Annotated in this window: 22 protein-coding genes; 17 read left to right on the top strand and 5 right to left on the bottom strand. The window is 71.3% G+C overall.

What is annotated here, in order from left to right; genetic code table 11:
- Nucleotide 1: 1 nt before the first annotated feature.
- Nucleotides 2–667 carry a TetR/AcrR family transcriptional regulator gene (locus BST44_RS17450; protein ID WP_439330733.1) on the bottom strand — a complete coding sequence of 222 codons (666 nt, stop codon included), beginning with the start codon at nt 665–667 and terminating at the stop codon, nt 2–4.
- 92 nt (nt 668–759) lie between these two features.
- On the opposite strand from BST44_RS17450, the gene BST44_RS17445 reads away from it, so the two are divergent.
- From BST44_RS17445 to eccE, 15 genes are all read left to right on the top strand, one after another.
- Nucleotides 760–1,662, top strand: a complete 903-nt coding sequence (locus tag BST44_RS17445) for an oxygenase MpaB family protein (protein WP_083178356.1) — start codon at nt 760–762, stop codon at nt 1,660–1,662.
- Nucleotides 1,663–1,763: 101 nt separating this feature from the next.
- Nucleotides 1,764–3,356: a PPE family protein gene (locus BST44_RS17440; RefSeq protein WP_083178355.1), complete on the top strand. Its 1,593-nt coding sequence runs from the start codon at nt 1,764–1,766 to the stop codon at nt 3,354–3,356.
- Nucleotides 3,357–3,366: 10 nt separating this feature from the next.
- Nucleotides 3,367–4,272, top strand: a complete 906-nt coding sequence (locus BST44_RS17435; protein WP_083178354.1) for a class I SAM-dependent methyltransferase — start codon at nt 3,367–3,369, stop codon at nt 4,270–4,272.
- A gap of 150 nt (nt 4,273–4,422) precedes the next feature.
- A complete protein-coding gene (locus BST44_RS17430) occupies nt 4,423–5,898 on the top strand; it encodes a PPE domain-containing protein (protein WP_083178353.1) in 1,476 nt (491 codons plus the stop codon).
- 347 nt (nt 5,899–6,245) lie between these two features.
- Nucleotides 6,246–8,099 (top strand): type VII secretion AAA-ATPase EccA, encoded by a 1,854-nt coding sequence (gene eccA, locus BST44_RS17425; RefSeq protein ID WP_083178377.1) that lies wholly within the window; start codon nt 6,246–6,248, stop codon nt 8,097–8,099.
- Entirely contained in the window at nt 8,096–9,706 is a 1,611-nt protein-coding gene (eccB, locus tag BST44_RS17420; RefSeq protein ID WP_083178352.1) for a type VII secretion protein EccB, read from the top strand. The genes eccA and eccB overlap by 4 nt, the downstream gene beginning before the upstream one ends.
- Nucleotides 9,703–13,677: a type VII secretion protein EccCa gene (eccCa, locus tag BST44_RS17415; protein WP_083178351.1), complete on the top strand. Its 3,975-nt coding sequence runs from the start codon at nt 9,703–9,705 to the stop codon at nt 13,675–13,677. The genes eccB and eccCa overlap by 4 nt, the downstream gene beginning before the upstream one ends.
- A gap of 10 nt (nt 13,678–13,687) precedes the next feature.
- Nucleotides 13,688–13,996 (top strand): PE family protein, encoded by a 309-nt coding sequence (locus BST44_RS17410; RefSeq protein ID WP_083178350.1) that lies wholly within the window; start codon nt 13,688–13,690, stop codon nt 13,994–13,996.
- 2 nt (nt 13,997–13,998) lie between these two features.
- Nucleotides 13,999–15,486 (top strand): PPE family protein, encoded by a 1,488-nt coding sequence (locus BST44_RS17405; protein ID WP_208619826.1) that lies wholly within the window; start codon nt 13,999–14,001, stop codon nt 15,484–15,486.
- A gap of 62 nt (nt 15,487–15,548) precedes the next feature.
- Entirely contained in the window at nt 15,549–15,842 is a 294-nt protein-coding gene (gene esxG, locus BST44_RS17400; protein WP_083178349.1) for a type VII secretion system protein EsxG, read from the top strand.
- 42 nt (nt 15,843–15,884) lie between these two features.
- Nucleotides 15,885–16,175, top strand: a complete 291-nt coding sequence (locus BST44_RS17395) for a WXG100 family type VII secretion target (RefSeq protein ID WP_083178348.1) — start codon at nt 15,885–15,887, stop codon at nt 16,173–16,175.
- A 12-nt stretch (nt 16,176–16,187) separates the two neighbouring features.
- Complete coding sequence (locus BST44_RS17390) at nt 16,188–17,057, top strand: ESX secretion-associated protein EspG (RefSeq protein ID WP_083178347.1); 870 nt, start codon at nt 16,188–16,190, stop codon at nt 17,055–17,057.
- Between the two features lie 52 nt (nt 17,058–17,109).
- Nucleotides 17,110–18,573, top strand: a complete 1,464-nt coding sequence (gene eccD / locus BST44_RS17385) for a type VII secretion integral membrane protein EccD (RefSeq protein WP_142274547.1) — start codon at nt 17,110–17,112, stop codon at nt 18,571–18,573.
- Complete coding sequence (mycP, locus tag BST44_RS17380) at nt 18,570–19,973, top strand: type VII secretion-associated serine protease mycosin (RefSeq protein ID WP_083178346.1); 1,404 nt, start codon at nt 18,570–18,572, stop codon at nt 19,971–19,973. Before eccD ends, mycP begins: the two co-directional genes overlap by 4 nt.
- Entirely contained in the window at nt 19,970–20,968 is a 999-nt protein-coding gene (gene eccE, locus BST44_RS17375) for a type VII secretion protein EccE (protein WP_083178345.1), read from the top strand. Before mycP ends, eccE begins: the two co-directional genes overlap by 4 nt.
- On the opposite strand, the gene BST44_RS17370 is transcribed toward eccE, so the two are convergent.
- Nucleotides 20,958–22,178, bottom strand: a complete 1,221-nt coding sequence (locus tag BST44_RS17370) for an alpha/beta hydrolase family protein (protein WP_083178344.1) — start codon at nt 22,176–22,178, stop codon at nt 20,958–20,960. The two genes, eccE and BST44_RS17370, sit on opposite strands and share 11 nt — an antisense overlap.
- 125 nt (nt 22,179–22,303) lie before the next feature.
- Here BST44_RS17370 and BST44_RS17365 point away from each other — a divergent pair, with 125 nt between their 5' ends.
- Nucleotides 22,304–23,089, top strand: a complete 786-nt coding sequence (locus BST44_RS17365; RefSeq protein WP_083178374.1) for a trans-aconitate 2-methyltransferase — start codon at nt 22,304–22,306, stop codon at nt 23,087–23,089.
- Here BST44_RS17365 and BST44_RS17360 read toward each other — a convergent pair.
- A complete protein-coding gene (locus BST44_RS17360) occupies nt 23,086–24,489 on the bottom strand; it encodes a sulfatase family protein (RefSeq protein WP_083178343.1) in 1,404 nt (467 codons plus the stop codon). The two genes, BST44_RS17365 and BST44_RS17360, sit on opposite strands and share 4 nt — an antisense overlap.
- Nucleotides 24,490–24,528: 39 nt before the next feature.
- On the bottom strand, nt 24,529–25,203 hold the full coding sequence (bluB, locus tag BST44_RS17355) for a 5,6-dimethylbenzimidazole synthase (protein WP_083178342.1): 675 nt from the start codon (nt 25,201–25,203) through the stop codon (nt 24,529–24,531).
- 73 nt (nt 25,204–25,276) lie between these two features.
- On the opposite strand from bluB, the gene BST44_RS17350 reads away from it, so the two are divergent.
- Complete coding sequence (locus BST44_RS17350; protein ID WP_083178341.1) at nt 25,277–25,549, top strand: hypothetical protein; 273 nt, start codon at nt 25,277–25,279, stop codon at nt 25,547–25,549.
- Here the strand turns inward: BST44_RS17350 and BST44_RS17345 are convergent.
- Complete coding sequence (locus BST44_RS17345) at nt 25,533–26,015, bottom strand: hypothetical protein (RefSeq protein ID WP_083178340.1); 483 nt, start codon at nt 26,013–26,015, stop codon at nt 25,533–25,535. The genes BST44_RS17350 and BST44_RS17345 overlap by 17 nt on opposite strands.
- Nucleotides 26,016–26,034: the final 19 nt, after the last annotated feature.

Here is a 26,034-nt window from a genome sequence, read left to right as displayed (position 1 = left end):
GTCACGACTTCGCCCGCGGCTCGGCCGCCGTCTCGGCGAGGCGGTACAGGCGGGGCTCGGCGAGCTCATCGAGCAGCGCTGCCAGGTGATCGACGAGCTGGTCCGGTTCGAGTTGGACGTCGCCGGCCAGCCAGGCGCCGATGGTCTGCGCGACGCCGCCGACCACGAAGTGCGCGGCGGCCTTGATGCGGTCGTTTGCCGGGACCTGTAACGCACTGCCGACGTGCTGGCCGGACAGCAGGGCGAACATCGCGCTCGACTCGGCGCGCTTGCGCGCGATCACCGTGTTGGCCAGCTGACTGCTGAACAACAGGCGCCCAACCCGGGCGTTGCCGGTGATCGTCCGCACGATGTTCGCCAGCCCCGCGCGGGTCTGCTCGTGGGCCGGGACGGCCGACACCGCGGCCTGGGTGGTGGCGGCCAGGTCCGCGACCGCCCAGTCGTAGACCGCGCCGACGAATTCGTCCTTGTCGGTGAAGCTTTCGTAGAAATACCGGGCGGCCAGACCGGCCTCGCGGCACACCTCCCGCACGGTGACGCCGGAGATGTCCCGTTGCTCCGCCCCGAGCAGTTCCAGGCCCGCGGCGAGCAGCCGGCTGCGGCGGGTGGCCAGCCGCTGCGCGGCCTCCACCCCGCGGTACGGCCGCGCGCTCGAGGGCTCGTTCATGGGACCCATCTTGACACCAGCGCTCAGCACCGACAATATCAGGAAACAAGCGTTCGCAGATTGGCGGGCGGGGTCCGCGGGAGGAACTCACTATGGCAATCCCGGTGCACGAACCGATTCGGCAGGTCGAGCGTCCGGTCGCCGACCGCCCCCGTGCTCGGCGGCCTCGGCGCCGGCGGGCACTCGGCATCGACGAGGGGTTGATGGGCGTCGCGCTGCTGGCCGGGCCCGCGAACGTGATCATGCAGTTGGCGCGCCCCGGTGTCGGCTACGGCGTGATGGAGAGTCGCGTCGAGAGTGGTCGCGTCGACCTGCATCCGATCAAGCGCGCGCGCACCACCTTCACCTACCTGGCCGTGGCGACGATGGGCAGCGACGCGCAGAAGGACGCCTTCCGGCGGGCGGTGAACCGGGCGCATGCGCAGGTCTACTCGACCCCCGAAAGCCCGGTGCAGTACAACGCCTTCGATCCCGACCTGCAGCTGTGGGTGGGGGCCTGCCTGTACAAGGGCGGGGTCGACATCTACCGCATGTTCATCGGCGAGCTGGACGGCGAGGACGCCGACCGCCATTACCGCGAGGGCGCGGCGCTGGCCACCACGCTGCAGGTGCCCCCGGCGATGTGGCCGGCGGACCGGGCGGCGTTCGACCGGTACTGGCAGGAGTCGCTGGCCCGGGTCCACATCGACGAGGCCGTCCGCGAGTACCTCTATCCGATCGCGGCCAACCGCATCCGCGGGCTGGCGCTGCCGCGCCCCCTGCAGCGCGCCTCCGAAAGCGTGGCGCTGCTGATCACCACGGGCTTTCTGCCGCAACGGTTCCGCGACGAGATGCGGCTGCCCTGGGACGCCACCCGGCAGCGGCGCTTCGACCGGCTCATCGCGGCGCTGGCCCTGGTGAACCGGCGCCTGCCGCGGTTCGTCCGGCGGTACCCGTTCAACGTCCTGCTCGCCGACGTCGACCGCCGGATCCGGACGGGCCGCCCGTTGGTCTAGCCGGACCCCGCGTGGGATCGTCCGGCCCGTCAAGTTGATAACGAAAATCATATTCATTAAGCTCCGCTCTGTCCGGTACGCCTTCCGGCCCGAGGAGCGCTATGACGGCCCCGATATGGATGGCCTCCCCACCCGAGGTGCATTCCGCTTTGCTCAGCAGCGGCCCCGGTCCGGCCTCGCTGCTGGCGGCGGCGGACGCGTGGTCCGAGCTGAGCGCCGAATACGCCTCGGCCGCGGCGCAACTCAGCGGCGTGCTGGCCGCCGCGCAGGCCGGCTCGTGGGAGGGGCCGAGCGCCGAATCGTACGTCGCCGCGCACGCCCCCTACCTCGCGTGGCTGACGCGGGCCAGCGCGGACAGCGCCGTCGCCGCCGCGCAACACGAGACCGCCGCGGTCGCCTACACCGCGGCGGTGGCCACCATGCCGACGCTGCCGGAACTCGCCGCCAACCACGCCGTCCACGGCGCGCTGGTGGCGACGAACTTCTTCGGCGTCAACACGGTTCCGATCGCGCTCAACGAGGCGGACTACGCGCGCATGTGGGTGCAGGCGGCCGGCACGATGACCACCTATCAAGCGGTCTCCACCGCGGCGGTGGCGTCGACGCCCAAGGCCGAGCCCGCGCCGCCGATCGTGAAATCCGATGCCAGCAGCCAGGACTCGGGTGGCGGTGTACACGACCCCACCATCAACAATCCGCTCGACCAGTTCATCGCCAACATCCTGAAGAACCTCGGCATCAACTGGGATCCCGCGCAGGGCACCGTGAACGGCCTGCCTTACGACGCCTACACGAACGCGAGTCAGCCGATTTGGTGGGTCGTTCGAGCGCTGGAACTCCTGGAGGACTTCGAGCAGTTTGGCTATTACCTGGTGCACAATCCGGCCCTGGCGTTTCAGTACATCGTTCAGCTCGCGCTGTTTGACTGGCCGACACACATCCTCGAGATCCTGGCCACGGCGCCGCAGCTGCTGGCCCCTGCCCTGCTGCTCGCCGTGGCCCCCTTCGGCGCCGTCGCGGGCCTCGCCGGGCTGGCCGGCCTGGGCGCCATACCGCACTCGGCCGTCCCGGCGCTGGTGCCGGCGACCGCCCCGCCCCCCAGTCCGATGCCGGCGGTCGCGATGGCACCGAGCGCCGTCGCGCCGGCCGCGGCCCCCGCTTCGGCACCGGCGACTGCGCCCGCTGCGACCGCCACCACCGTTGCCGGCCCCGCGCCGCCCGCGCCCCCGCCACCGCACGCGGCGGGTTTCGCGCCGCCGTACGTCGTCGCTCCGCCCGGCATCGGGACGGGTTCGGGGATGGGTGCGAGCGCCAGCTCCAGCGCCAAAAGGAAAGCGCCGGAGCCCGATAGCGCCGCGGCCGCGGCCGCGGCCGCGGCCCGGGCAGGGGCCAGGGCGCGCCGGCGCCGGCGCGCGACCCAGCGCGACCACGGCGACGAGTTCGCGGACATGAACGTCGACGTCGACCCGGATTGGGGCGCGCCGGCTGACGAGGCGTCGACGGCCGCCTCCGACCGCGGCGCCGCAGGGCTGGGGTTTGCCGGAACCGCGCAGGCAAAGGCCACCGCCCGGGCAACGGGCCTGACCGCACTGGCCGACGAGTTCGGGTCCAGCCCACGGCTACCGATGTTGCCGGGCGGCTGGAATTCCGACGGCAGCACCGCGCCGGATCGGCCGGACGCCGGGCGTCGGTAATGTCGACTCCGTGCGTAGCGAAGGTGATACCTGGGACATCACGACAAGTGTCGGTTCGACGGCGTTGTTCGTGGCGACCGCGCGAGCGCTGGAGGCGCAGAAGCCGGACCCGCTGGTCGTCGACCCCTATGCGGAGGTGTTCTGCCGCGCCGTGGGTGGGTGGGCGGCCGACGTCCTGGACGGCAGGGCCCCCGATCACGAGCTGACGACGGCCGACTTCGGCCAGCACTTCGTCAACTTCCAGGGCGCCCGCACCAAGTACTTCGACGACTATTTCCGCCGCGCGGCCGGCGCCGGCGTGCGGCAGGTGGTCATCCTGGCGGCGGGTCTGGACTCCCGCGCCTACCGCCTGGACTGGCCCGCCGGCACGACCATTTTCGAGCTGGACCAGCCGCAGGTCCTCGACTTCAAGCGCGAGGTGCTCACCCGGCAGGGCGCCCAACCGAAGGCGGAGCGCCGCGAGATCGCGGTCGACCTGCGCGACGACTGGCCGCAAGCGCTGCGCGACAGCGGCTTCGACGCCAACCGGCCCTCGGCCTGGATCGCCGAAGGCCTGCTGATCTATCTCCCTGCCGCCGCCCAGCAGCAGCTGTTCACCGGCATCGACGGCCTGGCCGCTTCGGGCAGCCACGTCGCCGTCGAAGACGGCGCCCCGCTCGACCAGGCCGACTTCGAGGCCAAACGCGAGCAAGAGCGCGCCGCGATGGCCGACGGCGCCGAGCGGCCCTTCTATCAGTTGGTCTACAACGAGCGGATCGCGCCCGCGACCCAATGGTTCGGCGAGCGGGGCTGGACCGCGGTCGGCACCCCGCTGGCCGACTTCCTCCGCCAGAACGGCAGGCCGGTGCCCGGGCCCGACGTCGACGCCGGTCCGATGATCGCCCGCAACACCCTGGTGAGCGCGGTCAAAGCCTGACCCGGCGCGGCCGGGTTTTCGCATGAGTTCCCGATGAGTTGACCCCGCGCGGGAACTTTCGCGCGCCGCCCCTCGACTACTACCGGGCTGATCGGTGCGCCGCCCAACAGCCCGGGCGGCGCCGGTCCCAGCCCGGCGAGGAGTCGCGGGATGACCGCACCGGTGTGGATGGCCCTGCCCCCGGAGGTCCATTCGGCTCAACTGAGCAGCGGTCCGGGGCCTGCCGGCCTGCTGTCCGCCGCGGCCGCCTGGAGCTCGCTGAGCGCGACCTACGCCTCGGCCGCGGACGAGCTGTCCGCGACGCTGGCAGCGGCGCAGGCCGGGGCGTGGGAGGGGCCCACCGCCGAGCAGTACGCGGCCGCCCACGCGCCCTACCTGGCGTGGCTGACGCGCGCGAGCGCCGACAGCGCGGCGGCCGCTGCGCGGCACGAGACCGCGGCGGCCGCCTACACCGGGGCGCTGGCCGCCATGCCGACGCTGCCGGAACTGGCCGCGAACCACGCCGTCCACGGCGCGCTGGTCGCGACGAACTTCTTCGGCGTCAACACCATCCCCATCGCGGTCAACGAGGCCGACTACGCGCGGATGTGGGTGCAGGCGGCCACCACGATGTCGACCTACCAGGCGGTGTCGACCATGGCGGTGACTTCGGCGCCGCAGCCGGGGCCCGCGCCACAAATCGTGCAGGCCAGCGGCAGCGGTCAAGACAGTGACGACGACGGAATCGTCGACAATGACGGCGGCGACCCGTACCAGCTGAGCTGGTGGGTGAATCGATTCCTCGAGATCTTCCAGACGATAGGACGAGATCTGGCGGAATTTCCGAGCAACCCGGTCGACGCGATAGAGGATCTGCTGCAAGACATTTTCGGGCCCGCCGGGCTCATCGCGGACGAGTTCACCCACGTGGGCGAGGCGCTCCAGGCGTTCCCGCAGCTTGCTGCCCTGCCGTTCATCGTGCCGGGCGGTTTTGCCGGGGGCATAGCGGGCTTGAGCCTGATGGCCGGAATCCAGCCGGCCCCCGCTGCCGTCGCCGCGCCGGCACCAGTGGCTCCGGCACCCGATGCACCCGTCGTCGGCGGTGCTCCGGTCGTTGCGAGCGCTGCCCCGGCCGCGGCGCCCGCGCCGTCTTCCAGCCCGACGTCGGCCCCGTCACCTGCGCCGGCCCCGGCCCCGGCAACGGCGGCTCCACCGCCGCCGCCGACCGGGGTCGAGGGAGCCGCCTTCCCATATCTGATCGGGGGTCCCACGATCGGGACGGACACGGGCATCGGCAGCCGCGCGCAACGCAAGGCGCCGGAGCCCGACTCCGCCTCGGCCGCCGCAGCGGCTGCGGCATCGGCGCGGGCGGCGCAGCGGGCCCGCCGGCGGCGCCGGGCGGCGATGAAGGATCACTACCGCGGCTACGAATACGTGGACCTGGAGCCGGACGCCGGTTCGGGGGTCGACCCGCTCGGCGACCCGGCGCCGTCAATCGCGTCGGACCGGGCCGCCGGGCCGTTGGGTTTCGCCGGAACGGCGGGCAAGGGCGCCGCCGACGCGGCCGGCCTGGCGACGCTGGCCGGCGACGAGTTCGGCGGCGGACCGACGCTGCCGATGTTGCCGGGCTCGTGGGAGCCGGATTAGCGGAGCCCAGATCGGGATGACCGGGACGGGAACTTTTCAACGACGGCGGACGACTATTCGCTTGTCCGGCGACCGGGCGGTGAGGACCTATCGGCTTGCTAATGAAAATGATTTTCGATAAGCTCGGCCGCTTAGAGGGCGCTGCAAACGGCCTGCCAACCTACTGAGGCTGGGAGTAAGGACCGAAAATGCGGCGCATTTTGCGGGCTAGCATCCTCATTAGCGGTAGAGAACTGGGAGGGGCGTGGTGAGCCGGACGGGCCCTCGCGCCTCGACACTTAGCTTATGCAATGCTAACTTCAGGCGGGTCAGGTTAGGGGAGGCTACATACATGGAAAGACGTGGCCGTGGAACTCGGTGACACCGGCGTGCTCGCCGCTCAGCCCGTCAATTCTCGGGCGCAGGCCCGGGTCGACGGGGACGTCGTCAGCCGGTTCGCCACGTGTTGCAGGGCGCTCGGGATCTCGGTGTATCAGCGCCAGCGCCCGGCCGACCTGGTCGCCGCGCGGTCCGGGTTCACCGCGCTGACCCGCATCGCCCACGAGCAGTGCGACGCCTGGACGGGGCTGGCGGCCGCCGGCGACGTGTCGCTGCGGGTGCTGGAGGCGGTGTCGCAGACGGCGGCGACGGCCGGCACGCTGCAGCGGCTGGTGGACCTGGCGCCCGGGGCGCTGGGCTTCCGTTACGACACCGGCCTGTACCTGCAGTTCCGCGCCGCCACCCCCGACGACTTCCACCTCGCCTACGCCGCGGCCCTCGCAACGGCGGGGCGGTTCGCCGACGCCGACCGAATCGTCACCGGCCTGAGCGCGCGCCGGCCGGGCTGGCGCGAGGCCCGCTGGGTCGACGTCGTGATCAACTACCGCGCCGAGCGATGGTCGGACGTCGTCAAGTTGCTGACGCCGGTCGTCAACGACGCCGGGCTCGACGAGGCCTTCGCGCACGCGGCCAGGATCGCCCTGGGCACCGCGCTGGCGCGGCTGGGCATGTTCGCCCCCGCGCTGTCGTATCTCGAGGAACCCGAGGGCCCCGTCGCCGTCGCGGCGGTCGACGGGGCGCTGGCCAAGGCGCTGGTGCTGCGGGCGCACGTCGACGAGGAATCGGCGAGCGAGGTGCTGCAGGACCTGTACGCGGCCCATCCGGAAAACGAACAGATCGAACAGGCCCTGTCCGACACGAGCTTCGGGATCGTGACCACGACCGCGGCCCGCATCGAAGCGCGCACCGATCCCTGGGACCCCGACACCGAGCCCAGTGCCGAGGACTTCGTCGACCCGGCGGCCCACGAGCGCAAGTCGGTGCTGCTGCACGAGGCCGAACTGCAGCTCGCCGAGTTCATCGGGCTGGACGAGGTCAAGAACCAGGTGTCGCGGCTGAAGAGCTCGGTCGCCATGGAGCTGGTGCGCAAGCAGCGCGGGCTCGCGGTCGCGCAGCGCGCCCATCACCTGGTCTTCGCCGGACCGCCCGGCACGGGTAAGACCACCATCGCCCGCGTGGTCGCCAAGATCTATTGCGGCCTGGGTCTTTTGAAGCGCGAGAACATCCGCGAGGTGCACCGCGCCGACCTGATCGGCCAGCACATCGGCGAGACCGAGGCCAAGACGAACGCGATCATCGACAGCGCGCTCGACGGGGTGCTTTTCCTCGACGAGGCCTACGCCCTGGTGGCCACGGGCGCCAAGAACGACTTCGGGCTGGTGGCCATCGACACGCTGCTCGCGCGGATGGAGAACGACCGCGACCGGCTGGTGGTCATCATCGCCGGATACCGCGCCGACCTGGACAAGTTCCTGGACACCAACGAGGGTCTGCGCTCCCGCTTCACCCGCAACATCGACTTCCCGTCGTACGCACCGCCGGAACTCGTCGAGATCGCGACCAAGATGGCCGAGCAGCGCGACAGCGTCTTCGAGCAGGCGGCGCTGGACCACATGGAGGCGCTGTTCACCAAGTTGGCCACCGAGTCGACGCCCGACGCCAACGGGATCTCGCGGCGGAACCTGGACATCGCCGGTAACGGTCGATTCGTCCGCAACATCGTTGAACGCTCCGAGGAAGAACGGGAGTTCCGGCTCGACCACTCGGAACACGCCGGAACCGGGGAATTCAGTGACGAGGAGCTGATGACGATCACCGATCAAGACGTCGAGAACTCGGTGGAGCCGTTGTTGCGCGGCCTCGGGCTGTCGGTGCCGGCATGACGAATCCTGAACCCGACGAACGGCGTTCGTTCGCCTCCCGGACCCCGGTCAACGACAACCCCGACAAGGTCGAGTACCGCCGCGGTTTCGTCACCCGCCACCAGGTCAGCGGATGGCGATTCGTGATGCGTCGCATCGCTTCGGGCATCGCCCTGCACGACACCAGAATGCTCGTCGACCCGCTGCGCACCCAGTCGCGCGCGGTGCTGATGGGCGTGGTCCTGCTCGCCACCGCGCTGGCGGGCTGCTTCGTGTTCTCGCTGATCCGGCCCAACGGGACGGTCGGCACCAACACCGTGCTCGCCGACCGGTCGACCGCGGCCCTCTACGTCCGGGTGGGCGACCAGCTGCACCCCGTGCTCAACCTGACGTCGGCCCGGCTGATCGTCGGCAAGCCCGTCAACCCCGCCACGGTGAAAAGTAGTGAGCTGGACCGGTTTCCGCGGGGCAACCTGATCGGCATTCCGGGCGCACCCGAGCGCATGGTGCAGAACACCACGCGCGACGCGAACTGGACCGTGTGCGACGGCGTCGGCGGGACGGCCCACGCCGTGCACAGCACCGGCGTCACCGTGATCGCCGGCCGGCCCGACAGCGGCGGCGCGCGGGCGGCCAAACTCGATGCCGGGCGGGGAATCCTGGTCGACTCCCCGGGCGACAAGGGCGCCAGCACCTGGCTGCTCTGGGACGGCAGGCGCAGCCAGATCAACCTGGCCGACCACGCGGTCACCAACGCGCTGGGCCTGGGGCTGAACAACTCGGAGATCCCCGCACCGCGGCCCGTCGCGCTGGGGCTGTTCAACGCGATCCCCGAGGCGCCGCCGCTGACGGCGCCGGGCATCCCGAACGCCGGCGCCCCGGCCGGGTTCGCCGTGCCCGCGCCGATCGGCGCCGTGGTGGTTTCCTATGCACTGGACCAGAACTCGTCGGGTGCGGCGCGCTACTACGCGGTGTTGCCGGATGGCCTGCAGCCCATCTCCCCGGTGCTCGCCGCGATCCTGCGCAACACCAACTCCTACGGCCTGGATCAGCCGCCGCGGCTGGGCGCCGACGCCGTGGCCAAGTTGCCGGTGTCGCGGATGCTCGATACCGCGCGTTATCCCGACCGCCAGGTCACCCTCGTCGACGCCGCCAAGGACCCCGTTGCGTGCGTGTACTGGAGCAAGCCGGCCGGGGCCGCCACCAGCTCGCTGAGCCTGTTGTCGGGTTCGGCGCTGCCCGTGCCGGAATCCATCCGCACCGTCGACCTGGTGGGTGCCTCCCCGGCGACCGCCGCTCGCGTGGCTCTGGCGCCGGGTACCGGCTACTTCGCCCAGACCGTCACCGGCGGCGCCGGCGCGCCCGGCACCGGGTCGTTGTTCTGGGTGTCCGACACCGGGGTTCGCTACGGCATCGACAACGAGGCCGAGAACTCGGCCGCCGGGCGAGGCAAAACCGTTGAGGCCCTTGGCCTGAGCGAGCCGGCGGTGCCCGTCCCGTGGTCGGTGCTGGCGCTGTTCGCCGGCGGGCCGACGCTGTCGCGCGCCGACGCGCTGCTGGCGCACGATGGGCTCGCGCCCGACAGCAGGCCCGGCCGCGTGGCTTCAGCAGAGGGAGCGCCCCGATGAGCCGACTCATCTTCGAAGCCCGCCGTAGGCTGGCGCCGCCGGTGACCCGCAAGGGCACCATCAACATCGAGGCGCCGCCCGAACTGCCGCGGGTGATCCCGCCGTCCTTCCTGCGCCGCGCGATGCCCTACGTGCTGGTGATCCTGATCGTCGGCATGGTCGTCGCGCTGTTCGCCACCGGGATGCGGTTGATCTCTCCGCAGACGCTGTTCTTCCCGTTCGTGCTGTTGCTGGCCGCCACCGCGATGTATCGCGGCAACGACAACAAGACCCGCACCGAGGAGGTCGACGCCGAACGGGCCGACTACCTGCGCTACCTGTCGGTGGTCCGCGACAACATCCGCACCCAGGCCGCCCAGCAGCGCGCCGCCGCCGAATGGTCGCACCCCGAGCCGGCGGCCCTGGCGGGGGTGCCCGGGTCGCGGCGGCAGTGGGAGCGCGACCCGCACGATCCCGACTTCCTGGTGCTGCGCGCCGGCCGCCACGAGGTGCCCCTGACCACCGCGCTGCGGGTGAACGACACCGCGGACGAGGTCGACCTGGAGCCGGTGTCGCACAGCGCCTTACGCAGCCTGCTCGACACCCACCGCATCGTGCGCGACGTGCCGACCGGGATCGACCTGACGAAGGTCTCGCGGATCACCGTGCTCGGCGAGGCCGACGCCGCGCGGGCGGCGATGCGCGCGTGGATCGCTCAGGCGGTGACCTGGCACGACCCGGCGGTGCTGGGGGTGGCCCTGGTCGCCCGCGACCTGGAGGGTCCCGACTGGTCCTGGCTGAAATGGCTTCCCCACACCGACGTTCCGGGTGAGCTCGACGGTGTCGGGCCGGCCCGCTTCCTGACGACCAACGCCGACGAACTGGTGATGCTGCTGGGCCCCGCCTTCCTGGACCGCCCGGCCTTCACCGGCGATTCCGCCGACGCGCTGCGTCACCTGCTGATCGTCGTCGACGACCCCGACTTCGACCTGAACAGCTCCACGTTGGCGCTGGGCCGGGCGGGCGTCACCGTCGTGCACCGCTGCGCCACCCCGCCGCACCGAGAGCAGTATTCGGATCCGGAGAAGCCGATCCTGCGCGTCGTCGGCGAGGCCGGCCGGGCGGGGGCCCTGGTGCGCTGGCAGACCGGCGGCTGGCAGCCCTTTATCGACCACGCCGACCGGCTCGGCGCCGACGAGGCCGCCCACCTGGCGCGCCAACTGTCGCGCTGGGACTCCAACCCGACCCACACCGGGCTGCGCTCCGCGGCCACCCGCGGGGCCAGCTTCACCACGCTGCTGGGCATCCCGGACGCCTCACGGCTGGACGTGCCCACGCTGTGGGGGCCGCGCCGCCGCGAGGACGAGTTGCGCGTACCCATCGGCGTCACCGCGACCGGCGAGCCGCTGTTCTTCGACCTGAAGGACGAGGCCGAGGGCGGGATGGGCCCGCACGGATTGATGATCGGTATGACGGGCTCCGGGAAGTCCCAGACCTTGATGTCGATTCTGTTGTCGCTGTTGACAACCCATTCGGCGGAGCGGCTGATCGTCATCTACGCCGACTTCAAGGGCGAGGCCGGCGCCGACAGCTTCCGCCACTTCCCGCAGGTCGTGGCGGTGATCTCCAACATGGCCGAGAAGAAGTCGCTGGCCGACCGGTTCGCCGACACCCTGCGCGGGGAGGTGGCCCGCCGCGAGACGCTGCTGCGGGAGGCCGGGCGCCGCGTGCAGGGCAGCGCGTTCAACTCGGTGGTGGAATACGAGGGCGCGATCGCGGCGGGGCACGACCTGCCGCCCATCCCGACGCTGTTCGTGGTCGCCGACGAGTTCACCCTGATGCTGGCCGATCACCCGGAATACGCGGAGTTGTTCGATTACGTGGCGCGCAAGGGCCGCTCGTTCCGCATCCACATCCTGTTCGCGTCGCAGACGCTGGACGTGGGCAAGATCAAGGACATCGACAAGAACACCTCGTACCGCATCGGGTTGAAGGTGGCCAGTCCCAGCGTGTCCCGCCAGATCATCGGCGTGGAAGACGCGTACCACATCGAGTCGGGCAAGGAACACAAGGGCGTGGGCTTTTTGGTGCCCGCGCCGGGCGCCGCCCCGATCAAGTTCCGCAGCACCTACGTCGACGGCATCTACGATCCGCCGCAGCGGGCGAAAGCCGTTGTGGTGCACGCCGCCCCGGAGCCCAAGCTGTTCACGGCCGGACGGGTCGAGCCCGAACAGGACACGGTGATCCCGGCGGTCGAGGACGAGGAATTCACCGGACCGCCGCGCAAGCTGATCGCCACCATCGGCGACCAGCTGGCGCGGTACGGGCCGAGGGCGCCGCAGCTGTGGCTGCCGCCGCTCGACGAGCCGATCCCGCTGACCGCGGTGCTGGCGCGCGCCGGAGTGCCGCAGCGCCAGTGGCAGTGGCCACTCGGTGAAATCGACAAGCCCTTCGAGATGCGCCGCGACCCGCTGGTTTTCGACGCCACCTCGTCGGCCGGCAACGTGGTGATCCACGGCGGCCCGAAGTCCGGGAAATCGACCGCCTTGCAGACGTTCATCCTGTCGGCGGCCGGCTTGCACTCGCCGCGCGACGTCACCTTCTACTGCCTGGACTACGGCGGCGGCAAGCTGCGGGCGCTGGAAGACCTGGCGCACGTCGGCAGCGTGGCGTCGGCGCTGGAACCCGAGCGCATCCGGCGCACCTTCGGCGAGCTGGAGCAGCTGCTGCTGTCCCGGCAGCGGCGCGAGGTGTTCCGCGACCGGAAGGGCACCGCCCCCGACGACGGCTACGGCGAGGTGTTCCTGGTCATCGACAACCTGTACGCGTTCGGCCGGGACAACACCGACCAATTCAACACCCGTAATCCCTTGCTGGCCAAGGTGACCGAGCTGGTCAACGTGGGGCTCGCCTACGGCATCCACGTGGTCATCACCACCCCCAGCTGGCTCGAGGTGCCGCTGGCGATGCGCGACGGCCTCGGGCTGCGGCTCGAACTCAGGCTGCACGATCCGCGCGACAGCAACGTGCGGCTCGTCGGCGCGCTGCGGCGCCCCGCCGAAGCCGTGCCGCACGACCAGCCGGGCCGCGGGTTGACCATGGCCGCCGAACACTTCCTGTTCGCCCGCCCCGAGCTGGACCAGATACCGGTGCTCAACGACCGCTACCCGGGCATCGCCGCGCCGCCGGTGCGACTGCTGCCGACCAACCTCGCCCCCGAGGCCGTCGGCGCGCTCTATCGCGGCCCGGAGCAGGTGGTGATCGGGCAGCGCGAGGAGGACCTGGCGCCCGTCGTCGTCAACTTCGCCGACGAGCCGCTGCTGATGGTGTTCGGCGACAGCAAGTCCGGCAAGACCACGTTGCTGCGCCACATCATTCGCACCATCCGCGAGAACTCGACGGCCGACCAGGTGGCGTTCACCGTGCTGGACCGGCGGCTGCACCTGGTCGACGAGCCGTTGTTCGCCGACAACGAGTACACCGCCAACGTCGACCGCATCATCCCCGCGATGCTGGGGCTGGCCAACATCATCGAGTCGCGGCGCCCCCCGGCCGGCTTGTCGCCGGGCGAGCTGGCCCGGTGGACATACGCGGGCCACACCCACTACCTGATCATCGACGACGTCGACCAGATACCGGACTCGCCGGCGATGAGCGGCCCATACATCGGTCAGCGACCGTGGACCCCGCTGATCGGAATCCTTTCGCAGGCCGCTGATTTGGGGCTGCGGGTGATCGTCACGGCGCGCGCGACCGGCTCGGGGCACGCGCTGATGACCAACCCGCTGCTGCGCCGCTTCAACGACTTGCAGGCGACCACGCTGATGCTGGCGGGCAACCCTCAGGACAGCGGCAAGATCCGGGGTCAGCGGTTCGGCCGGCTGCCCGCCGGGCGGGCGATCTTGTTGGGCGACAGCGACAGTCCGACGTACGTCCAGTTGGTCAACCCGTTGGTGGGTGAGGCCGCAATGTTTGGTGAAACGCAACAGTAAGGGGAGAGTCATGACGTTGCGAGTGGTTCCCGAGGGCCTGGCCGCGACCAGCGCCGCGGTGGAGGCGCTGACGGCGCGGCTGGCGGCCGCCCACGCGGCGGCCGCGCCGGCCATCACCGCGGTGGTGCCGCCGGCCGTGGATCCGGTGTCGGTGCAGACGGCCGTCGGGTTCAGCGCACAGGGATCCGAGCACGCCGCCGTCGCCGCCCAGGGCGTCGAAGAGCTGGGCCGCGCCGGCGTGGGCGTCGGCGAAGCCGGTGCCGGCTACCTGGCCGGTGACACCGCCGCCGCGGCGACGTTCGGATTCGCGGGCGCCTGACGATGACGGCCCCCGTCTGGATGGCTTCGCCGCCCGAGGTGCATTCGACGCTGCTGAGCGCCGGTCCGGGACCGGGGCCGCTGTTGGCGGCCGCGGGCGCGTGGACCTCGCTGAGCGCCGAATACGCCACGGCGGCAGCCGAACTCACGGGTGTGCTGGGGGAGACCCAGGCCGGGGCGTGGCAGGGGTCGACCGGCGCGCAGTACGCGGCCGCGCATGCGCCGTATCTGGCCTGGCTACAGCAGGCCAGCGCCGACAGCGCCGGCGCGGCCGCGCAGCACGAGGTCGCGGCGGCGGCGTACACCGCCGCGCTGGCCGCGATGCCGACGCTGGGGGAGCTGGCCGCCAACCACGCCGTTCACGGCGTGCTGGTGGCGACGAATTTCTTTGGCATCAACACCATTCCGATCGCGCTCAACGAGGCCGACTACGCGCGGATGTGGGTCCAGGCCGCCACCGTGATGAGCGCCTACCAGGCCACCTCCGGCGCGGCCCTGGCGTCCGCGCCGCGCAGCGCCCCGGCCCCCTCGATCGTGCGTCCGGGCGGTGACGCCAACACTCTGGCGGCCAACGCCTCGCAGAACACGCCCGGGAATTGGTGGCAGAACTTCATCCAGCAGCTGTCGAAGTTCCTGCAGGACTTCTTCCAGAACATCCAGCAGATGCTGCAGAACTTCTCCGCGAACCTGCCGGCGTTTCTGGCCGCCAACGGCCCGCTGCTGTTCTTCGTCGCCTACCAGGTGTTCTTCAACGCCGTCGGCTGGCCGACCTGGGGCGCGATCCTGACCGCGCCGTTCCTCATCCCGCTGCTGCTCGGCATCGGCCTGAGCTCCTTGCTCGCCGCGCCCGCCGAGATCGCGCCGGTGGCGGCGGGGGCGGCCGCGACGCCGCTGGTCGCCTCGGCCAGGCCGGCGTCGCAGTTGCCGGCGGTCGCGCTGGCCCCCACGGTCGCGACGCCCGCCGGGGCTCCGGCCCCCTCGGTCGCCGCGGGTTCCGCTGCGCCCGGCGCGCCGGCGCCGGCGCCGGCCCCGAGCACCCTGGCCTACCTGGTGGCCTACGGCGGTGACCCGGAGGCCGGTGTCGGCCCGACCCTGGGCGGTCGCGGCGGCGCCAAGGCGCCTGCGGCCACCATCCCCGCGGCCGGCGCGGCGGCGGCCAGTCGCGCCGAGGCGCGGGCGCGGCGGCGCCGCAAGGCCGCGATGCGCGACCACAGCGACGAATACCTGGACATGGACTCCGACCTCGGCGTCCCGCCGGATTACGGCGACGAGGAGCGACTGGCCGCGGCGGTGGCATCCGGGGCGGGGGCCGGGCCGCTGGGCTTCGCCGGAACGACGCGGAAGCAGAACGCCTTCCGGGCGGCCGGGCTGACCGAGCTGACCGACCGCGAATTCGGCGGGGGCCCAACGATGCCGATGATGCCCGGCACCTGGGACCACGACGCGGGCCACGACCCGGCGCGCCGGGCCGGGCCGAGGGAAGGGGGCTAAGGCAGCAGCACGATGCTCGTCAACCGGACAAACCCCACGAGGGCGAACAGAAAGGAAACACCATGAGCATGTTGGACGCTCACATCCCGCAGTTGGTCGCCGCACAATCGGCGTTCAGCGCCAAGGCGGCCCTGATGCGCAGCACCATCAGCCAGGCCGAGCAGGAAGCGATGTCGGCGCAGGCGTTCCACCAGGGCGAGGCCTCGGCCGCGTTCCAGGCCGCGCACGCCCGTTTCGTCGAGGCCGCCGCGCGGGTCAACACCCTGCTGGACATCGCGCAGGCCAACCTCGGTGACGCCGCGGGCACCTACGTGGCCGCCGACGCCGCCGCCGCATCCGGCTACACCGCCTTCTGATCCCGCCGCTTTCACACGCCACCAACCGCGAAAGGACTTGTCATGTCCCAGATCATGTACAACTACCCGGCGATGTTGAGCCACGCCGCCGACATGTCGGGCTACGCCGGCACCCTGCAGGGGCTCGGTTCGGACATCGCCAGCGAGCAGGCGACGCTGTCGAACGCCTGGCAGGGCGACACCGGTATGACCTACCAGGCGTGGCAGGCCCAGTGGAACCAGGCGATGGAGCAGCTGGTGCGGGCCTACCAGGCCATGGCCAGCACCCACGAAGCCAACACGATGTCGATGCTGGCCCGCGACCAGGCCGAAGCCGCCAAGTGGGGCGGTTAGTCCCACGGTGCGATGAGTGCTGAACCCAACGCCGTCGAGCTGACGGTCGATCACGCGTGGTTCATCGCCGAAACCATTGGGGCGGGCAGCTTCCCGTGGGTGCTGGCGATCACCTCGCCCTACACCGACGCCGCGCAACGCCAGGCGTTCCTCGAGCGCCAGCGGGCCGAGCTGACCGAGCTGGGTCTGGTATCACAGGGCGGGGCCGTCAACCCGGCGGTGGCCGACTGGATCAGAGTGGTGTGTTTCCCGGAGCGCTGGCTCGACCTGCGCTACGTGGGCCCCGCCAAGGACTCCGGCACCGGCGAGATGCTGCGCGGCATCGTGGCGCAGCGCCCGGCCACCACCGCCAAGACGATCGTGGCACTGCGCAGCGCGCAGCTGATCACGTTCACCGCCATGGACATCGACGACCCGCGCGCGTTGGTCGGAGTCCTCGGCGTCGGGCTGGCGCAGCAACCGCCGGCCCGGTTCGACGAGTTCAGCATGCCGGCGCGGGTCGGCGCCCGCGCCGACGAGCGGCTGCGTTCGGGCGCGCCGCTGGCCGAAGTCGTTGACTACCTGGGCATCCCACAGTCGGCGCGAGCGGTGGTGGAGTCGGTGTTCAACGGCCCGCGCAGCTACGTCGAGATCGTCGCCGGCCGCCGCCGCGACGGCCGACACGCCACCACCGAGGTGGGGATGAGCATCGTCGACGCGGCGGCGGGACGGGTCCTGGTCAGCCCGTCGCGCGCATTCGACGGCGAGTGGGTGTCGACATTCGCCCCGGGGACCCCCTTCGCGATCGCCCTCGCGATCGAACAACTGACCGGGTTGCTGCCGGACGCCGATTGGTTCCCCGGCCACCGGTTGGCCAGAGATTTCACCGCGCAACACGCCTAACCCCCAATTGACCCGAAATTCCACTAGAGAAGAGAGCAACGATGTTTCAGGTATGGCCCCAGCGTCCTTCGAGGGTCCGGTGACGTCCGGCGCCGTCATGCCGATCGTCCGCGTGGCAATCCTCGCGGACAGCAGGCTGACGGAAATGGCGTTGCCCGCCGAGCTGCCGCTGCGGGAAATCCTGCCCGCCGTGCAGCGGCTGGTGATACCCGCGACGTCGAACGGCGACGCGGACGACACCGCCAGGGGGACGGCCGACCTCGGCGCCGCGACCCAGCTGAGCCTGGCCCCGATCGGCGGGGCGCCGTTCAGCCTGGACGCCAGCCTGGACACCGTCGGGGTGGTGGACGGCGATCTCTTGGCGCTGCAGCCGGTCCCGGCCGGCCAGGCGGCCCCGGGCATCGTCGAGGACATCGCCGACGCGGCGATGATCTTCTCGACGTCCCGGCTGAAGCCCTGGGGCGCAACGCATATCCGGCGCGGGGCGCTGGCCGCGGTCATCGCGGTCGCGATCCTGGCGACCGGTCTCTCGGTCACCTACCGGGTCGCCACCGGCGCGCTGGCCGGGCTGGTCGCGGTCAGCGCGGTCGCGGCGGTGACCGCGATCGCGGGGTTGCTGGTCGCGGCGCGCTCGCCGCGCACCGGGACGGCGTGCGCGGTCGCCGCGCTGGTACCCATCGGCGCCGCGCTGGCGCTGGCGGTGCCCGGGCGGTTCGGTCCGGCGCACATCATGCTCGCCGCGGCCGGCGTCACCGCCTGGTCGCTGGTCGCCCTGATGGTGCCCAGCGCCGAGCGGGAGCGCATCGTCGGGTTCTTCACCGCGACCGCGGTGGTGGGCGCCGGGGTGCTGCTGGCCGCGGGTGCCGAGGTGCTCTGGCACCTGCGACCGCTCGCCATCGGCTGCGGCCTGATCGTCGCGGCGCTGCTGGTCACCATCGAGGCGGCTCAGCTGTCGGCGCTGTGGGCGCGCTTCCCGCTGCCGGTGATCCCGGCGCCCGGCGACCCCACCCCGTCGGCCCCCTCTCTGCGGGTGCTCGAGGATCTGCCGCGGCGGGTGCGGATCGGCGACGCCCATCAGAACGGATTCATCGCCGCCGCAGTGCTGCTCAGCGTCCTGGGCTCGGTCGCGATCGCGCTGCGGCCCGAGGCGCTGAGCGGCGTGGGCTGGTACGTGGTGGGCGCCACCGCGGCGACCTCGGTGCTGCGGGCCCGGGTGTGGGACTCGGCCGCGTGCAAGGCGTGGCTGCTGGGGCAGCCCTTCCTTGCCGCCGGGGTGCTGCTGGCGCTCTACACCGCGACCGGGCGCTACGGCGCGGCACTGGGCGCGGCGCTGGTGCTCGCCGCGCTGGCCGCGGTGTGGGTCGTGGTGGCGCTCAACCCGCACATCGCCGAGCCGGAGAGCTATTCGCTGCCCGTGCGCCGGCTGGTGGGCTTCGTCGCCGGCGGGCTCGACGCGTCGCTCATCCCCGTGATGGCCTACCTGGTCGGCATCTTCACCTGGATACTCAATCGATGATTCGGACCGGATCGGCCTGTCTCGCAGCGGCATTCGCGGCCGTGCTGTGGGCATGCCCGTCGGCTATGGCCATCGAGGCGCCGAAGGTCGATCCGGGTGTTCCGCCGCCGAGCGGATCCCCGGGTCCCGTCCAGCCGATGGAGCAACGCGGCCCGTGCACCACCTCCGGGGTGATTCCGGGAAGCGACCCCGCCGCGGTCACCCCGAGCCAGGCGACGCTGAATCTGCCCAGGGCATGGGAGTTCTCGCGCGGTGAGGGTCAGCTGGTGGCGGTGCTCGACACCGGCGTTCGGCCGGGCCCGCGGCTGCCCAACGTCGACCCGGGTGGTGACTTCGTCGAGACGACCGACGGCCTGACCGATTGCGACGGCCATGGCACCCTGGTCGCCGGGCTCATCGCCGGCCAGCCCGCGGGATCCGGTGAGGACGGCTTCTCGGGCGTGGCACCCGCCGCGCGCGTGGTGTCGATCAGGACGACGTCCGCCAAGTTCTCGCCGCGCACGCCGGGCGGCGACCCGCTGATGGCGCGGGCCACCCTGGACGTCACGACGTTGGGACGCGCGATCGTGCACGCGGCCGACCTCGGCGCCAGGGTGATCGACGTCTCCACGCTCACCTGCCTGCCCGCCGACCGGCCGGTCGACGAGGCCGCGCTCGGCGCGGCGATCCGCTACGCGGCGGTGGACAAGGACGCGGTGATCGTGGCCGCCGCCGGCAACACCGGACCGACCGGATCGGTCGGCGGCGGCACCTCGTGCGAGTCCAACCCGCTCACCGACCTGAGCCGCCCGGACGACCCGCGCAACTGGGCCGGCGTCACCTCGGTCTCCATCCCGTCGCTGTGGCAGCCCTACGTGCTCTCGGTCGCCTCCCTGACACCGGACGGCCGGCCGTCCAAATTCACCATGGCCGGCCCGTGGGTGGGCATCGCCGCCCCCGGCGAACGCATCGTCTCGGTCGGCAACGCCGACGGCGGCGGCCTGGCCAACGGCCTCCCCGACGAACACCAGCAACAGGTCGCGCTGAGCGGAACCAGCTACGCGGCCGGCTACGTGGCCGGGGTCGCGGCGCTGGTCCGCAGCAAGTATCCCGACCTCAACGCCACCCAGGTCGTGCATCGCATCACCGCGACCGCGCTGGGCGGCGCCAGGGCGCCGTCCAACGTCATCGGCGCCGGCAGCGTGGACCCGGTGGCCGCCCTGACCTGGCAACTGCCCGCGGGCAATCAGCCGCCCGCGGCGGCGGCCAAACCGATCGCCGTTCCCCCCGCCCCCGCGCCCAAGGACACCACCCCGCGGACCGTCGCTCTGGCCGGAACCGCCGCGCTGGCCGTGCTCGTCGGCATCGTCGGCGGGATCACCGCGCTCAACGCGCGCCGACGAAAGGACGCCACACCGTGAGCCCGCTGCGATCCATCCCACTCCCCGGACCCGCGCGAATCACGCTGGCGCTGCTCGCCGTCGTGCCCGCGGTGCTGGCCTACCCGTGGCACTCGACTCGGGACTACTGGGTGCTCGGCATTGCCGGCGCCGTCGTGCTCGCGCTGTTCGGGTGGTGGCGCGGGATGTACTTCACCACGCTGTTGCGCCGGCGGCTGGCGATCATGGGTCGTGGTAGGGAGTTCGTGCCCGAAATGGACTCCGCGACGGTCAGAACCGCGCTGCTTCGCGTGGGTGCGTCGGAGGGCGGAGCCGACGTGTTGCCGCTGCCGCTGATCGCCGGCTACCTGGATCGCTACGGTATTCGCGCGGACAAGATCCGGATCACCAGCCGCGCCAACGCATCCGACCCCTCCAGGCGGGAGACGTGGATCGGGCTGACGATATCGGCCGCCGACAACCTCGCCGCGCTCAAAGCGCGCTCGCCGCGCATCCCGTTGCACGAGACCGCGCAGGTGGCAGCGCGCCGGCTGGCCGACCATCTTCGAGAGATCGGTTGGGAGGCGACCGCCGTGACGCCCGACGACATCCCACGGTTGCTCACTTCCAACGCCCGCGAGACCTGGCGCGGGGTCCAGCGCGGCACTTCGGATTATCTTGCGGCATACCGGATTCGGGTTGACCAGGCGTTGCCGCAGACGCTGGAGGAAATCCGGTCTTCCTCGGCGCTGGAGACCTGCATAGCGCTGGAGATCGCCGGTGACGCGGCGCAGCCGACGATCGCCGCCGCCTGCGCGCTGCAGACGGACACGCAGCCCGAACGGCGCGCGCCGCTGGCCGGCCTCACCCCGCAGGCGGGTAATCACTGGCCCGCGCTGATGGCCCTGGACCTGTTGTCCACCCGACGCCTCGACGGGCACAGCGACGCGCCCGCGGGCCTGCTGGCGGAACTGGACTGGCCGACCCCGGCGGGCGGGGCGCACCGGGAGCCGGCCGCCGAAACCGCTAGAACATGACGGTCTGCAGGAACGCGGTCATCCGGCGCAGGTAGTCCAGCTGGCTCACGTGCAGCACGTGGCTGCCCGGGAACCAGTGCAGCGCACAACGATCCCAGTGCTCCCACAGCTTGACGGCGTGGTCCGGCGGCGCCATCCGATCGCCGAGCCCGGTGATGATCATCCGCCGATCCTTATCCAGCAGCGGCCGATAGGTCAGCGGGCAGTGGTAGGACAGCCCGTCGGCCAACTCCGCGCGGCCGATGTGGGACAGGCGCAGCCCCAGCCGCACCAGCTTGTTGGCCGGAAACCATTCGTCGAACAGGCTCGCGGGGGTGACGACGGGGCAGTTCGGGATGACGGCCTCGAGCCGGTCGTCGACCGAGGCCACCAGCGCCGAGGTGTAGCCGCCCAGCGAGATGCCGGTCAGGGCGATGCGGTCGACCCCGGTGCCGCGCAGGTAATCGATGATCGACCGGAAGTCGTGCACCGCCTGGGCCATCGCCTCGGCGAAACCGCTCAGGCCGCCGGCGAAGTAGCCGAAACCACTGAAGGGCGACAGCCTTTCGGCACGCTTGCCGTGAAAGGGCAACGTGTACATCACCACGTCGTAGCCGGACCGGTAATACCAGGGCAGGGCGAAGAACCGCCCGTTGGCCAGATACGACGACCCCATGAAGCCGTGGATGACGCACAGCGTGGGACGCGGACCGTCGTCGTGGCGCCAATGCTGCGCGCGCACGATGTTGTTGGACTTCCAGGCGCCCCACCGCTCGCGCATCGCGGGGTTGATGGCAGCGAAACTGCTTTCGAACGCGATGTTCTCCACCGCACCGCCCGCGGCCCACTCGGTCAGGGGGCTGGCGCGCCGCGACCGCACCCGCGGCGGCCCGGCCGGTGCGGGGAACGACTTCACCGGGTCTCGCTGCGCACCCAGTTCGGCGTAGAAGTTCAGGTTGGCGCGCTCGGCGCCGGCGTCGGAGTGCCGCAGGGCGGCGGCGAGCACGGCCGGCGCCACCGTCGCGGTGAGCAGTGAGGACACCCAGGTACGCAGGGCCAGGTCGCCGACGGCCGAGCCCTCGACTACCATGCGCTGGCGGGGGGACAGCGCGGAATTCGGGGGCAATCCGCCGATGCCGATCGGCACGTCCGCACCCTGGAAGGCGTCCTTGAAGGCACCGGGAATGTCCGGAACGGGAATGGGCGGATCAATCGAAGTGTCGGGCGCCACGAACGCCGATGCTAACCGGCCGGCGCGGCACCCGGGGCCAGTTGGGCGGCACACCGGGGCGGCATACGGTAATACGGTTGGGCTATCCGCCGACCGCCGACGGCGCGTTGATCAGGAGGACCGCCATGTGGGATCCCGATGTCTACCTGGCCTTTGCGGACCATCGCAGCCGGCCCTTCTACGACCTGCTGTCCCGGGTGGGGGCCGAGCGGGCCCGCCGCGTCGTCGACCTGGGCTGCGGTCCCGGCCACCTGACCAAGTACCTGTCCCGGCGCTGGCCGGAAGCGGTGATCGAGGCGATGGACACCTCTCCGGAGATGGTCGCCGCCGCAAAGGAACGCGGCATCGACGCCGTCGTCGGTGACCTGCGCCACTGGAAGCCCAAGCCCGACACCGACGTGGTGGTCAGCAATGCGGCCCTGCATTGGGTGCCCGAGCACGCCGACCTGCTGGTCCGGTGGGTCGAGGAGCTGGCGGCCGGATCGTGGATCGCCGTCCAGATCCCGGGCAACTTCGAAACCCCGTCGCACGCCACGGTGCGGACGTTGGCCAGGCGTGAGCCGTACGCGAAAGTGATGCGCGACATCCCGTTTCGCGTCGGCGCCGTGGTGCAGCCGCCGATCCAGTACGCCAACCTGCTGCTGGACGCCGGATGCAAGGTCGACGTCTGGGAGACCACCTACCTGCACCAGCTGACCGGTGACAACCCGGTGCTGGAATGGATCACCGGGACGGCCCTGGTCCCGGTGCGTGAGCGGCTGAGCGCCGAAGACTGGGAGCGGTTCCGTCAGGAGCTGATCCCGCTGCTGGACGACGCCTACCCGCCCCGGCCCGACGGCACGACGATCTTCCCGTTCCGCCGGGTGTTCGTCGTCGCCGAGGTGGGCGGCGCGCGGCGCTCGGCCGGCTAACCGCTCGCCTGATCCTCGATGCCGCGGTCGGCCGCGATCGCCGAGCGGGCGGTCGGCTTCACCCGGTGGATCTGCAGGTACGTCTCGGTGTAACGCGCCGCGATGCGGGTGCCGGCGAACTCCGACGGGATGACGTCGCCCGTGCGCTGACGCCAATCATCAAGCCGCACAGCCAAATCCGCGGCGATCTCGTCGGCGCCGGGATTGTCGCCGGCGAGCAGATTTGTGGTCTCGGTCGGGTCGGTGCGCAGGTCGTAGAGTTCGCGTTCCGGGCGCGGGCCGGCGACCAACGGCGCCACGGCGATCCCGGACGGGCTTTCCTCGATGTCCAGCGGCAGGTCGAGCAGCGGGCGGGCCGCGTAATTCTCGATGTAGCTGTATTCCTTGGTGCGGATCGCGCGGATCGGATCGAACGAGTCGTGATAGGTCTTCGTCGTGTACACGTGGTCCCTGACGGGCACCGCGTGCGGGTCCGGCGCGAACAGGGCGCGCGCGTGCGACACCCCGTCGACGTCGGGGGGGAGGTCGAGACCCAGCAGCTCCAGCAGCGTCGGCAACAGGTCCACGCCGCTGAAGAGTTCGTCGTACACCCGCGGGGTCAGGGCCCGGTCGGTGGGGGGCCGGACGATCATGCCGATGCCGGTTCCGGCGTCGTACAGCGTGGATTTGGCGCGCGGGAACGCCGCGCCGTGGTCGGTGAAGAACACCACCCAGGTGCTGGCGTCCAGCCCGGTTTCGGCCAGCGTGTCCAGCAGCCGGCCGACGGCGGCATCGGCCGTGGCGATCGAGCCGTAGAAGGCGGCGAGGTCGCCGCGCACCTCGGGGGTGTCGGGCAGGCACCCGGGCGGTTCGACCCGCGCGCTGTCCGCGGGCTGATAGCGGTCCCGGGGATACGGCCGGTGCGTCTCGAAGAACCCGGCGGTCAACAGGAACGGCTGGCCGGCCAGGTTCTCGCCGCCTTCGCGCAGCCACTCGCCCGCCTTGTCCACCACGTACTCGCAATACGAATTCGACACGTCGAACTCGTCGAAGCCCAGCCGCTGCGGGTAGGACGTCTCGTGCTGCATGCCGAAAAGCGCGGAGTACCAACCCGCACCGGTCAAGATCTCGGGCAGGGTGCGCACGCCGTTGCGGTATTCCCAGCCGTGGTGCGCCAGCCCGATCAGGCCATTGGTCTGCGGGTAGCGTCCGGTGAACAGCGATCCGCGCGACGGCGAGCACAGCGGCGCCGTGGCGTGGGCGCGGGTGAACAGGATGCCCTCGGCGGCCAGGCGGTCCAGCCGGGGACTCGAGACGTCCCGGTGGCCATAGGCGCCGAGATAGCGCCCCAGGTCGTGCCAGTGCACGATCAGCACGTTGTCTTTCCGGTCCGCTGCTTCACCCGGCGCCAATTGCGTCACCCCTTCAACCTTCCGTCGCGACCGGCGACGATACCGCAGCTAGTTGGGGGGAGCCTGGGCGCGCCGACTCCAGCCGTTCTCGCAGACGAACTCCGACAGCGGGCGGGCGACGGCCCAGCCGTCGAGCTCCAGCGCCGGCCGATCGGGGAATTCGGGCACCGGACCCAGGCACAGGATGGCCACCGGCTCGGCGCCGGCGGGCATCTGCAGCAGGGCCGCCAGCCGCTGCGGATCGAACAGCGAAACCCAGCCCATGCCAAGGCCTTCCGAGCGCGCCGCCAGCCACAGGTTCTGGATGGCGCACGACACCGACGCGAGATCCATCTGCGGCAGGGTCCGCCGGCCGAACACGTGCTTGTCCCGGTCGTCGCACAGCGCCACCACCAGCAGCTCGGCGCACTCGAGGATGCCCTCGACCTTCAGCGCCAAAAACTCCTGCGCCCGCTCGCCGAGGGCCGCGGCGGTGAGCGGCCGCTCGTCGTCGACGAGCGCGTGGATGCGCCGCCGCAGCGAGTCGTCGGTGATCCGGATGAACCGCCACGGCTGCATCAGACCGACGCTGGGCGCCGCATGGGCGGCCTGCAGCAGCCGCGCCAGCACCTCCTCGCCCACCACGCCGCCGGGTGAGAACCGGCGCATGTCGCGGCGCTCGGAGATCACCCGGTAGACCGCCCGCCGTTCCTGCGGGCTGAATGCCTCGTTCACGCCTGTCATCGTAGGAAATCCGGGTTAGCGTGGACCGGGTCCGCACCCTGGGCCCGGCGAACACCCGAGAAGGGAGTGTTCCGTGCAGCACCGCGACCTGCTGGACCAGCTCGTCGACGGCCGCGTCTACGGCGAGCCGTATCACACACCGGACGGCACCACCGTGATCCCGGTCGTGAAACCGCTCGGTGTTTTCGTCGTGCGCAACGGCGAGGCCTCCTGGAAGCCCGCCGTGGACGCGAATCGAATCGCGCTGATCGGGGTGATCACCGGCCTGCTGGCGGCGGTGATCGGCAGCCTGGCGGTGCTGCGCCAGCCGCCCTGGCCGCGGATGACGATCACGGACTATAGGTAACGCCGACCGCGCGGAAGACGTTTTCGGCGGGCATGTCGAAGGCCAGCGATCGCCGGGGCAGGCCGCCGAGCACGTCCGCCGGAATGGCGGTCTTGTAGTGCAGCGACAGCTCGCCGCTGAACTTCGGGTCCACCCGCGCGACGTCGACGTCGACCTGCAAACCGGCCGCCGAGATCTCCACCCGCGCCGCACCGGTCTGCGGCGCGTCCCAGCGGACGTCGACGGTCGGGCCCGCCAGCCTGGGCAACATGGACAGCGTGGCCAGCACCCGCTCGGCGGTGAACACCAGCGAGCCCGTGTAGCTGGCGACGCTGTGCGGTAGCCGCACGCCGGGGATGGCCCCGGAGAAGCGCCGCGTCACCGCGACGTAGTCGGCCAGGAAGAGAAGGCCTTCCGCCTCGACCTGCGCGTGCACGTCGTCGGGCAGCTTGCCGATGCCGAACAACCTACGGACGAATACGGCCATGACGCCAGTATGGCGCGGG

It is taken from the genome of Mycobacterium scrofulaceum, from assembly GCF_002086735.1.
GTDB lineage: Bacteria > Actinomycetota > Actinomycetes > Mycobacteriales > Mycobacteriaceae > Mycobacterium > Mycobacterium scrofulaceum.
This window is presented reverse-complemented; position numbering and strand designations above follow the sequence as displayed.